This window comes from Streptomyces sp. NPDC048349 (genome assembly GCF_040651925.1).
Classification (GTDB): Bacteria; Actinomycetota; Actinomycetes; order Streptomycetales; family Streptomycetaceae; genus Streptomyces.
Genome location: NZ_JBEZLA010000112.1, coordinates 1 through 11,171, shown reverse-complemented (window position 1 = coordinate 11,171; position 11,171 = coordinate 1). Strand labels below are relative to the sequence as shown.

Sequence of the window (11,171 nt, the reverse complement as noted above, 5' to 3'; positions counted from 1 at the left end):
TGTTCTTCTTCTTGATGATCGCGCTGGTCGTGGTCGTGGCAGCGGTCACCCTTGCGGTGATCGGCGGCGGTTCGGAGGCCGTCCTGCCGGAAGCGTCCGGGGTGCGGGACCGGTCAGGAACCGGCGGCCGCGTCGGCCGCCTGGGCCTTCAGCGCACGCTCCACGCCCGAGCGGGACTCCGAGACCAGGCGGCGCAGGGCCGCGTTCGGGTCGGCCGACGCCAGCCAGGCGTCCGTCGCGGCCAGGGTCTGCGGGGAGACCGCGAGCGCCGGGTACAGGCCCACCGCGATCTGCTGGGCGATCTCGTGGCTGCGGGTCTCCCAGACCTGCTTGACCGCCGCGAAGTACTTCTCGGTGTACGGGGCCAGCAGCTCGCGCTGGTCGGCCTGGACGAAGCCCCCGATCACCGCCTCCTGCACCGCGTTCGGCAGGTCATCGGCCTCCACCACCGAAGCCCACGCCTCGGCCTTGGCCTGCGCCGTCGGCCGCGCCGCCCGGCAGGTCGCCGCGTGGCGCTCGCCGGCAGCCGTGGAGTCCCGCTCCAGCTCGGCCGCGATGGCCGGCTCGTCGGCCACGCCCGTCGCGACCAGCCGCTCCAGGAACGTCCACCGCAGCTCCGTGTCGACGGCCAGGCCCTCGATCACGGCCGACCCGTCGAGCAGCGCCGACAGGTAGGCCAGCTGCTCCTCGGTACGGGCCGTGGCCGCGAAGGCGCGCGCCCAGGCCAGCTGGTGGTCGCTGCCCGGCGCGGCCGCGCGCAGGTGCTCCAGCGTTGCCCCGGTCCAGATCGCCAGGCCCTCCTCGCGCCATGCCGGGGCGGCGTACAGGTCGAGGGCCAGCTTCACCTGGCGTTGCAGCGTCTGGACGACGCCGATGTCGGACTCCTTGCCGATGCCGGACAGCACCAGCGCGAGGTAGTCGCGGGTGGCCAGCTCGCCGTCCCGCGTCATGTCCCAGGCCGAGGCCCAGCACAGTGCCCGCGGCAGCGACTGCGTGAAGTCGCCCAGGTGGGCGGTGACGTTGGCGAGGGAGACCTCGTCCAGGCGGACCTTCGCGTACGACAGGTCGTCGTCGTTCAGCAGCACGACGGCCGGGCGGGTGCGGCCCACCAGCTCCGGCACCGCCGTCAGCGGACCGTCGATGTCCAGCTCGATCCGGTCGGTGCGCACGAGGCTGCCGTCCTGGAGCTCGTACAGGCCGACCGCGATGCGGTGCGGGCGCAGGACCGGCTCGCCCTTGGCGCCCGCCGGGAGCGCCGGGGCCTCCTGGCGGATCGCGAAGGCGGTGACCGTACCGTTCGCGTCGGCCTCGATCTGCGGACGCAGGACGTTGATGCCGGCGGTCTCCAGCCACGCCTTCGACCAGGCGGTCAGGTCACGGCCCGAGGTCTCCTCCAGGGCGCCCAGCAGGTCGGACAGGCGCGTGTTCCCGAAGGCGTGCGCCTTGAAGTACGCCTGCACGCCCTTGAAGAAGGCGTCCGTGCCGACGTAGGCGACGAGCTGCTTGAGCACCGAGGCGCCCTTGGCGTACGTGATCCCGTCGAAGTTGACCATCACGTCGTCGAGGTCGCGGATGTCCGCCATGATCGGGTGCGTGGACGGCAGCTGGTCCTGCCGGTACGCCCAGGTCTTCATGGAGTTCGCGAACGTGGTCCACGCGTGCGGCCACTTCGAGCCCTCGGCGTCCGCCTGGCAGGCGATCGAGGTGTAGGTGGCGAACGACTCGTTCAGCCACAGGTCGTTCCACCACTCCATGGTCACCAGGTCGCCGAACCACATGTGCGCGAGCTCGTGCAGGATCGTCTCGGCGCGCGTCTCGTACGCCGCGTCCGTCACCTTCGATCGGAAGACGTACTGGTCGCGGATGGTGACCGCGCCCGCGTTCTCCATGGCGCCCGCGTTGAACTCCGGGACGAAGAGCTGGTCGTACTTGGCGAAGGGGTAGGCGTAGGCGAACTTCTCCTGGAACCAGTCGAAGCCCTGCCGGGTGACCTCGAAGATCGCGTCCGCGTCGAGGAACTCGGCGAGCGAGGGCCGGCAGTAGATGCCGAGCGGCACGGACTGCCCGTCCGGCCCCTCGTAGGAGCTGTGCACGGCGTGGTACGGGCCGGCGATCAGCGCGGTGATGTACGAGGAGATGCGCGGGGTCGGCTCGAACGCCCACACCCGGTCCTTCGGCTCCGGCGTCGGCGAGTTCGAGATGACCGTCCAGCCCTCGGGGGCCGTCACGGTGAACTGGAAGGTGGCCTTCAGGTCGGGCTGCTCGAAGCTGGCGAAGACCCGCCGCGCGTCCGGCACCTCGAACTGGGTGTAGAGGTAGGCCTGCTGGTCGACCGGGTCGACGAAGCGGTGCAGGCCCTCGCCGGTGTTGGTGTACGCGCAGTCGGCGACGACCCGGAGCTCGTTGTCCCCGGCGGCCAGGTGCTTCAGGGCGATGCGCGAGTCCCGGAAGACGGCGGCGACGTCGAGCGCCTTGCCGTTCAGAACGACCTCGTGCACGGCCGGGGCGACCAGGTCGATGAAGGTCTCGGCCCCGGCCTCGGTCGACCGGAAGCGCACGGTGGTCACGGAGGGGTAGGTGCCGCCCTCCTGCGCGCCGCTGAGATCGAGTTCGACCTCGTACGAGTCGACGGTGAGCAGCTTCGCCCGCTCCTGGGCCTCTTCACGGGTGAGATTCGTGCCTGGCACGCGGTCATCTCCTTTGATGGTGACGTTCCGGCCCATCCTTCCACGACGGGCCTCGCCCCCGCCCGCGGATACCGCGTGCGCCAGAGCTCGACGTCGCGCAGCCGCCGGACCGGGCCCACGGCCCCGCGGCCGAGTACGGCCGCGGGGCGGATCGCGCTCGTCCCGTACGCGGCGGCCGCGTCCGCTTCCAGGGGGTGCGCAGGCCCTGACACACAGGAGAGGGGCGGCACCGTGGAGTGCCGCCCCTCTTCCCCGTGCGAGCGGGATCAGCCGCGCAGCTCCTCGGCCACGAGCTCGGCGATCTGGACCGCGTTCAGGGCCGCGCCCTTGCGCAGGTTGTCGTTCGACAGGAACAGCGCGAGGCCGTTGTCGACGGTCTCGTCGGCGCGGATGCGGCCCACGTACGAGGCGTCGCGGCCCGCGGCCTGGAGGGGGGTCGGGATCTCCGACAGCTCGACGCCCGGAGCGTCCTTCAGCAGCTCGTAGGCGCGCTCCACGCTGATCGGGCGGTCGAAGCGGGCGTTGATCTGGAGCGAGTGGCCGGCGAAGACGGGCACGCGCACGCAGGTGCCGGAGACCTTGAGCTCCGGGATCTCCAGGATCTTGCGGGACTCGTTGCGGAGCTTCTGCTCCTCGTCGGTCTCGAAGGAGCCGTCGTCCACGATCGAGCCCGCGAGCGGCACCACGTTGTAGGCGATGGGCCGCTTGTAGACGGCCGGCTCGGGGAACTCCACCGCGCCCCCGTCGAAGGTCAGCTGGTCGGCGGCCTCGGAGACCGCGCAGGCCTGGCCCTTGAGCTCGGCGACACCGGCCAGGCCCGAGCCGGACACGGCCTGGTAGGTGGTGGCGATCATCGCGGACAGGCCGGCCTCTTCGTGCAGCGGGCGCAGGACCGGCATCGCGGCCATGGTGGTGCAGTTCGGGTTCGCGATGATGCCCTTGGGGCGGTTCTTGATCGCGTGCGGGTTGACCTCGGAGACCACGAGGGGGACCTCGGGGTCCTTGCGCCAGGCGGAGGAGTTGTCGATCACCACGGCGCCCTGCGAGGCGACCTTCTCGGCGAGGGCCTTGGACGTGGCGCCGCCCGCGGAGAAGAGCACGATGTCCAGGCCGGAGTAGTCGGCCGTGGAGGCGTCCTCGACGGTGATCTCCCGGCCCTCCCACTCGAGGGTCGAGCCGGCCGAACGGGCCGAGGCGAACAGCCGCAGCTCGTCCACCGGGAACTTCCGCTCGGCGAGGATGCCGCGCATGACTCCGCCGACCTGTCCGGTGGCTCCGACGATTCCGACCCTCACGGTGACTCCTTCAGTACGTACGACGCGGGCGCGCGTGAAGCCATCATGCGTTCGACCCCACGAGCCTTGTCCAATCCATTGTCCGAGGAACGGACGGTGTCCTGAATGAGAACTCCCGTGGCGAGTGTACGGCGGGCCTGTTGCGACGCCCCTGATCAGCCGTTTCGGCAGGTCACAGCCGGTTGGCCGCCGTTCTGCGGAGTCCGGAATCCGAACCGCGCCGTCCGCAGACCGCAGCACCTGACGCGGGGAGAACCACCGGGGGAGCCCTGCTCCGCGCACGGGCTGGGGCAGCGCGAAGGGGCCGGTGCTGCGAGAGCACCGGCCCCTCCGTCGTCATGCGGTCACACCGTCACGCGCGGTACGCGCGTTACGGCAGGACCTTCTCGATCTGCACGCTGCCGGTGCCGGCGGCGGTGCCGCGGGCGTTCAGCAGCTGGACCTGGCCGAAGAACTGCCGGCCCTCGGGGGCAGCGGCGCTGACCAGGACGTTCGCCGAGACCTGCGCCGTGGCGCCGGTGGCGAGGTTCACCGCGGCGGCCTCGTCGACCTGGACGGAGCCCAGGGCGGCCGAGAAGAACACGTCGCGGTAGTCGTACGTGGTGGAGCCGGACGGGACCGCGTAGCCGATCACCTTGACGGTGTAGGTGCCCGCGGCCGGGTTCACCAGGCTCACGGCCTCCTCGGAGTCGCCGTCGGCGGCGGAGCCGACCTTGACGCCGTCCTTGTAGACCTCGAGGTCGAGGTCGGCCGCGGTGTCGGACACCTTGCCGATGGAGACGTCGAGGCGCGAGGTGCCCTCGGCGACCGTGACCTCGGTGGTGTGGGTCTCACCGTTGGCGATGGTCGGCTTGGCGACCTTCGCGGAGCCCAGCGGACCGCCCTGGAGCTTGCCGCCGGTGATGGCCGCGCCGTCGTTCTTGACGCTCCACTGGACCGGAGCCGGGGTGCCCTGCTTCACCTCGGGCAGGACCTTGACCGCGGGGTCGAAGGCCGCGCCGAGCACGGAGACGTCCAGCTTGTACGGGTTGTCGAGCAGCGGCGACGTGCGGCGCGACTCGACCTCGATCTCCCAGACGCCCGGGGTGGGCTCGGGGTACGAGCGCACGTCGGGGCGGCAGGTGTTGGCCGGGTTGTCGTAGTTCGGGTAGCAGTTGACCGTGGACGTCGGGTCGACCGGCACACCGTACGGGTGGATCGCGATGAAGCGGGTCTGGCTGCCCGCCGCGAGACCGCCGAGGGCGACCTCGAGGCTCTTCGCGCCCTGCGGGACGGTCACGAAGTACGACTTGTGGCTGTTGCGCTGCACGGAGGAGGTATCCGAGAGCGCGAAGGACGGCGAGGCCAGCGGGGAGGCGGCGACCACGGTCGTCAGGATCTGCTTGTCGATGCCCTCGGTGGTCTCGTCGTCCAGCTGCAGGATGCCGCTGTGGACGCCGGCCGTCTTGGCGTTGGCCTCGACCTTGATGGTGACGGGCTTGTTCAGCGGCAGGGTGACGTAGTCGTAGCCGCCGATGACCTTGAAGGTGCCGTCGTTGTTGCGCCAGGTCAGGTCGTGCCGGGTGCCGTACTTGACGCCCGTGGTGCGGGTGACGACGACGTTGTAGACCTTCTTCTGGCCGACCTTGAGACCGCCCTCGCGGTCGTACAGGCCGGTGCCGAAGCCGGGGGTCTTGAGGAACTGGTCGATCGCGGTGTCGACCGGCGCCTTGACCGTGAACTCGTTCGCCTTCGCGTCGCGCTGGATGGACTCCCACGCGCCGGGGACGTCGATCAGACCCGAACCCTGCGCGTGCGCCGGGACGTTGTCGATCTTCTTGGCCGAGCTGGTGAGCGCGACCCGCAGGGCAGCCGGGGTCAGCTTGATGTTCTGCTGCTTGGCCGCCGAGATCAGCAGGGCGCTGGCGCCCGCCGCCTGCGGGGAGGACATCGAGGTGCCCTGCAGCATGCCGTAGCCGGCCGGCAGGTCGTACCCGGCCTCCTTCACCGGCGCGCCGGGCAGCCAGGTCTGGATGGTGTTGATCGAGGCGCCGGGGGCGGTGATGGTCGGCGTGAAGCCGCCGTCCTCACGCGGACCGCGCGAGGAGAACGGGAACATGTTGTACTTCGTCGCCACGCCGGAGCCGTAGTTGGCGGCCCAGGTCTCCTTGGAGACCGCCGCGCCCACGGAGACGACCTTGTCCGCGAGGGAGGGGTCGCCGATGGTGTTGACGCCCGGGCCCGAGTTGCCGGCCGAGATGACCAGCTGGACGCCGTAGGTGTCGATGAGGTTCCGGTAGAGCTCCGAACGGGCGTTGTTGCCGTCGTTCAGCGCGGGCAGGCCGCCGATGGACATGTTGACGATGTCCACGCCGCGGTTGACGACGAGGTCGATCATGCCCTCGGTCAGCGCGATGTTGGTGCAGCCGCCGGACCAGGAGCAGGCGCGCGAGGAGACGAGCTTGGCGCCCGGCGCCTCGCCGTTCATCTTGCCGCCGAAGAGGCTGTGGGCGGCGGTGATGCCGGCGACGTGCGTGCCGTGCTCGGACTCGATGATGCCGATGTTGACGAAGTCGGCCTTCTTGCCGACCCAGTCACCGCCCAGCGGGTCCATCGGGACGTCCTTGCGGATCTCGATCACGAACGGGATGCGCTCGGCGACGTCGGTCGCCGGGTTGTCCGTGCCGAAGTAGCCGATCTGGTAGCCGTCCTTGTACGGCTTCATCGGCTCGTTGTTCGTGAAGTCGTTGTCCTGGTCGGTGTCGACGCGGACGGTGCCGGCCGCGACGTCGTAGAGCATGCCGAACCGGTCGGTGGTGTCCCCGTCCCGGTTGACGTCGCCCTTCATGTCGCCGTTGGCGGTGATCGACTCGCTGAAACGGCTCCACTGGAAGCTGCCCTCGGGGGCCTTCCAGCTCGCCCCGCCCGCGGTGAAGCTGCCGCCGGCGGCGGTCACGGGGGTGATCTGGGCGCGCCAGGTGGCGTCCCCGTCGGCGATCGGATCGGTTGCCGTCACCCAGTCGACGATCTTGCGCTCGCCGGTGGTGGTCTTCTGCAGGGCCGGGTGGCCGAGGTCGACGCCCGAGTCCATGATGCCGATGGTCACGCCACGGCCGTCGGCCTGCGGGTTCTTCTCCACGAAGTCCACGGCGCCGGTCTCGAAGGACGGGTTGTACGGGTTCTTCGCCGGGGTGTTCTTGTCCGGCGCCGCGTACGTCTGCGCCGCGCTCCGCTGGACCGCTCCGGCATCCCGGCCGGCTTCGGGGCGCGGGTCCGGCAGCTGGATCTCGTGCCGCAGGTCGATGCCGTGCACCGAGGACAGCTTGGCGGCCGCCTTCAGCGCGGCCTCCGCCCGGCCGGTGGGCAGGGTGGCGCGGACGTAGCCGAGCTTGTCGTACGTCTGGCCCACGGAGGCGCCCGGGACGGCGTCGAGCTGGTCGGCCACCTGCTTGGTCTGGCCGGGGGCGGTCGCGACCATGACGGTGACGTTGGCGTCACCCTTGGCCTTGGCCTCCTGGAGCAGCTCGGCGTCGGCCGAACCGAGCTTCTGGTCCGCGGACTTGACCGCGGGGTTGGTGCCCGGCTTGTCGGCGCCGGTCGCGGCGATCGCGGGCGCCGCACCGGTGGCCGCGAGGGCGGCGACCAGGCCGGCCGCAGCCGCGACGCGCGCTACGCGTCTGGCCCCGGGTATGGAACTGGGGGATTCGAGGGTCATCAGCATCCCTGGTAAGTGAAAGATACGGTCCGGATTTCGGTGCCGGATGACCGGTCAGCTTTGCCTAAGAGCAAGGTCTTTGGGGAGTCTTGTCATTGACCGAGACCTGCCATGGCGGACTCTCGCCAGCGTGCGACCTACGCCATCGAGGCCGTACCGGGGCAGAACGGGACGAACCACAGGGGCTGAAGAGTGGATTTGTAGACTTCCCGACCGTGCGTCAGGGGTGAGGCACGGCTCGACGCCGGACCGGGTGTGACAACTTTCGGCGTTTCAGCGCTCGCGCGTGCGCGCGTAGTGTCGGGAGGCCTTCGCCCGGTTTCCGCAGGCGGCCATCGAGCACCAACGCCGGGTGCCGTTGCGCGAGACGTCGTGGAAGTGCAGGACGCAGGTCTCGGAGGCGCACTTGCGGATCCGGTCGGGCGCGGAGCCCAGCAGTTCCAGGTAGTTGCGGGCGGCCGTCCACGCCGGACCCCAGGTCCGGTCGTCGAATTCGGTCCGCTCGCCGATGCCTTCGGCGGTCAGGGTGGGCCGGATGCGGCCGTGCTCCAGTACCGCGTCGACCAGGGCCCGCGCGCTCGCGTCGGCCGGATCGGCCACCGCGCGGGCCAGGGCCTCGCGGGCGGTCAGCAGGTGGACGAGGGTCGGGGCGTCCGCACGGAAGCGGCCCGCCAGGCCGGTGCTCTCCAGCCACACGGCGAGCCCTTCGATCCGGGACAGCCCGGCGGCCCCCGCGAAGAGGTCGAACGGTCCGCCGTCGCCGGCCCAGCGGGTGTTCAGCAGGTCGAGGGCGACCGGCTCCCCGGTCAGGGGTCGTGGGTCCGCCGCCGTCATGTCTCCGAACCTTCCCGCCGCCCCGCCGCTAACCCTTCAAGGGTACGTGACCGGTTGACGGCTCCATGTCTAACCGCTAACTTATCTTTAGAAGGTTAGATCCTCTGGGGAAGGTACTGCCATGACGAGCGCCATCAGCAAGCTCCGCACCGGCCACGTGGGCCTGAACGTCACCGATCTGGACCGCTCGCTCGCCTTCTACCGGGACGCCCTCGGCTTCCGGGTGCTGGGAGAGGGCAAGGAGGAGGGGCGCCGCTTCGCCTTCCTCGGCCAGGACGGCGAGCTGGTCCTCACCCTGTGGCAGCAGGCCGACGGCGCCTTCGCCCCGGCCTCGGCCGGACTGCACCACCTCGCGCTCTCGGCCGGCGCCGTCGAGGAGGTGCGCGCGTACGAGGAGCGCCTGAGGTCGCTGGGCGTGGAGTTCGCCTACGAGGGCGTCGTCGCCCACAGCGAGGGGGCGGCCTCCGGCGGCATCTTCTTCCACGACCCCGACGGCACCCGCCTGGAGATCTCCGTACCCACCGGCGCCGAAGGCTCTTCCGCCCCTGTCGCGGGGGCGCCGACCTGCGGATTCTTCTAGTGAGCAGCGCCGCGTACCACGCAGGCCCGCTGTCCGTGCAGGAGCGGGTCGGCGTACGGGACCTGGCCGAGCACGTCGGCCGCTCGATCGGCACCGGCATCCGGGACGTCGCCGCGGCGTTCCTGGGGCTCCAGCCCCACCTGGTCGTCGGCGCCGCCGACGGCGCGGGCCGGATGTGGGCCTCGCTGCTCACCGGGGCGCCCGGTTTCGTACGGGCCACCGGACCGGACCGGATCACGGTCGCCGGGGGACTGCCGGCGGGCGACCCGCTGGAGGAGGCGCTGGCCACCGCCGGGACCCGCGTCGGCACCCTCGCGCTCGACCCGCGCACCCGGCGCCGGATGAGGCTGAACGGGACCCTCGAGCCGACCGGGCGCGGCTTCGCCGTGCGCGCCGAGCAGGTGTTCTCCAACTGTCCCAAGTACCTGCAGCAGCGGCAGCCGCTGGACCGGGTGGACGAGGGGGCCGGTGTCGTACGGCGCGGGGAGGCGCTGACCCCCGGCCAGGAGCGGGCCGTGCGCGCCGCCGACACCTTCTTCGTCGCCACCACGGCGGAGGCGGACGGGGCCGACGCCAGCCACCGGGGCGGGCTGCCGGGCTTCGTGGAGGTGTCCTCGCCTGCAGAGCTGAGCTGGCCGGACTACGCGGGCAACGCCATGTTCCTCACCCTGGGGAACCTGGCGGCCGACCCGCGGGCCGGGCTGCTCTTCCCGGACTGGGAGAGCGGGGCGCTGCTCCAGCTCAGCGGCCGGGCACGGACGGAGTTCGGGGCGGACGGGGAGCGGCGCGTCCGCTTCCGCGTGGAATCGGTGGTGGAGAGTCTGCATCCGGGGCGGCTGCGGTGGAGCGCCCCGGAGTACTCGCCTCACCTGGGGAGCACGACCAGATAGGAGGCGGGTTCGCGGTCGCCGGACGCCGCCAGGGCGGTCCGGACGACCGCGGCCTGCTGCTCGGGCCAGTCGCGCAGCTTGCGCGGGGTGATGTGGATGACGGTCACCCCGAGCCGCTCCAGGGTCTCGCGCTTGCGGACGCACTCGGACCACTGCTCGTCCTCGCCCTGGCGCGGGGCGCGGGTGTCGATCTCCACGGCGACGGAGTGCTCGGGCCAGAACGCGTCGACCCCGCCGAGGTGCGGGCCGCCGGGCAGGCGCAGGTCCACGTTCCAGACGGGCTCGGGGAGGTCGTAGCCCCGTACGAGGTGGTAGAGCCGGTCCTCGGCGATGGCGCGGCCCTCGGCGAGCAGCGACTCGACGGCGTCGACCACGTGCGGGCGGTTCAGCAGCCGGGCCACCGTCAGCTCCCTCACGACGGCAGCCGGTTCGCAGTGTCCGCTGCGGACGGCCTCGCTGAGCAGGCGGCGTACGGTGCCGGCGTCGTCGAGCTGGGCGACGGCGTCGGCGACGGCCCGCGCGACGGGCGCCACCGGCAGCCCGGTCACCTCCTGGGGCCGGGGCGGGGTGTGGGTGCGCACGATCCGCACGTCACCGGTGGAGCGCAGGCGCCGGGTGCCGGGCACCAGGACGTCGATGTGGGAGAGGGCGAGCAACGCGGGCGCGGAGGTGAACCGGTAGAGGGCGAGCGCCGCCAGCCCGGTGATCATGGCCTCACCGTTGCCGCGCCGCCCCGCGTACAGGAGCGCGGCGTGCAGCCGCTCCTCGCTGGTCGCGGGGCCCGAGTGGAGCAGGAACACCCCCGGCAGGATCTGCTGCCAGGGGCGCTCGGCGGCGTCGGAGGCGGTCACTCCGTGCTCGCGCAGCTGCGCCAGGGTCAGCACGCGGGGGCGGCTGCCGGTGAGGTGGGCGAGGGGGAGGGGTGCGTTGTGGTTCATGACGCGGTGATTCCCTCAGGCCATGGCCTCGCTAACCCCTGTTACATGGCCGTCGGCAAATCGGGACAAGCCGGGGCTAAAGTACGGGCGTTCGACTGCCGATGGGCTCCGCCGGTGACCAGGCCCGACGGGCTCCTGTACGCGCCCGGGTGCGGCGCCGCTGCTGGGGCTCCGCCCCAGACCCCGCGCCTCGAACGCCGGCGGGGCTGGAATTGCCCCGCGGGGCATGCAGCCCCGCCGGCGCAGGGGGGCG

General features: G+C 71.5%; 7 protein-coding genes. 2 read left to right on the top strand and 5 right to left on the bottom strand.

Annotated elements, in window-relative coordinates; genetic code table 11:
• Window positions 1-113: 113 nt before the first annotated feature.
• The 4 genes from pepN to AB0D44_RS33335 all read right to left on the bottom strand — a co-directional run bounded on the left by pepN (window position 114) and on the right by AB0D44_RS33335 (window position 8,510).
• A complete protein-coding gene (gene pepN, locus AB0D44_RS33350; RefSeq protein ID WP_362598335.1) occupies window positions 114-2,687 on the bottom strand; it encodes an aminopeptidase N in 2,574 nt (857 codons plus the stop codon).
• Window positions 2,688-2,953: 266 nt separating this feature from the next.
• Entirely contained in the window at window positions 2,954-3,982 is a 1,029-nt protein-coding gene (locus AB0D44_RS33345) for an aspartate-semialdehyde dehydrogenase (protein WP_362598332.1), read from the bottom strand.
• A 370-nt stretch (window positions 3,983-4,352) separates the two neighbouring features.
• Window positions 4,353-7,676: a S8 family serine peptidase gene (locus AB0D44_RS33340; RefSeq protein WP_362598329.1), complete on the bottom strand. Its 3,324-nt coding sequence runs from the start codon at window positions 7,674-7,676 to the stop codon at window positions 4,353-4,355.
• A 273-nt stretch (window positions 7,677-7,949) separates the two neighbouring features.
• Window positions 7,950-8,510 carry a CGNR zinc finger domain-containing protein gene (locus AB0D44_RS33335; RefSeq protein ID WP_362598327.1) on the bottom strand — a complete coding sequence of 187 codons (561 nt, stop codon included), beginning with the start codon at window positions 8,508-8,510 and terminating at the stop codon, window positions 7,950-7,952.
• Between the two features lie 121 nt (window positions 8,511-8,631).
• Here AB0D44_RS33335 and AB0D44_RS33330 point away from each other — a divergent pair, with 121 nt between their 5' ends.
• Both AB0D44_RS33330 and AB0D44_RS33325 read left to right on the top strand, forming a co-directional pair.
• The gene (locus tag AB0D44_RS33330) at window positions 8,632-9,090 is read left to right on the top strand and encodes a VOC family protein (RefSeq protein WP_362598324.1); all 459 of its coding nucleotides are present in this window, start codon (window positions 8,632-8,634) and stop codon (window positions 9,088-9,090) included.
• Window positions 9,090-9,980: a pyridoxamine 5'-phosphate oxidase family protein gene (locus tag AB0D44_RS33325; protein WP_362598321.1), complete on the top strand. Its 891-nt coding sequence runs from the start codon at window positions 9,090-9,092 to the stop codon at window positions 9,978-9,980. Before AB0D44_RS33330 ends, AB0D44_RS33325 begins: the two co-directional genes overlap by 1 nt.
• Here the strand turns inward: AB0D44_RS33325 and AB0D44_RS33320 are convergent.
• Window positions 9,956-10,918, bottom strand: coding sequence for a hypothetical protein (locus tag AB0D44_RS33320; RefSeq protein ID WP_362598319.1), 963 nt, complete (start codon window positions 10,916-10,918; stop codon window positions 9,956-9,958). The two genes, AB0D44_RS33325 and AB0D44_RS33320, sit on opposite strands and share 25 nt — an antisense overlap.
• Between the last annotated feature and the right edge of the window lie 253 nt (window positions 10,919-11,171).

Bases quoted from the DNA above. Each gene is read 5' to 3' on its own strand.
- AB0D44_RS33340 (WP_362598329.1), bottom strand. From the start codon at position 7,676: ATGACCCTCGAATCCCCCAGTTCCATACCCGGGGCCAGACGCGTAGCG.
- AB0D44_RS33335 (WP_362598327.1), bottom strand. From the start codon at position 8,510: ATGACGGCGGCGGACCCACGACCCCTGACCGGGGAGCCGGTCGCCCTC.
- AB0D44_RS33330 (WP_362598324.1), top strand. From the start codon at position 8,632: ATGACGAGCGCCATCAGCAAGCTCCGCACCGGCCACGTGGGCCTGAAC.
- AB0D44_RS33320 (WP_362598319.1), bottom strand. From the start codon at position 10,918: ATGAACCACAACGCACCCCTCCCCCTCGCCCACCTCACCGGCAGCCGC.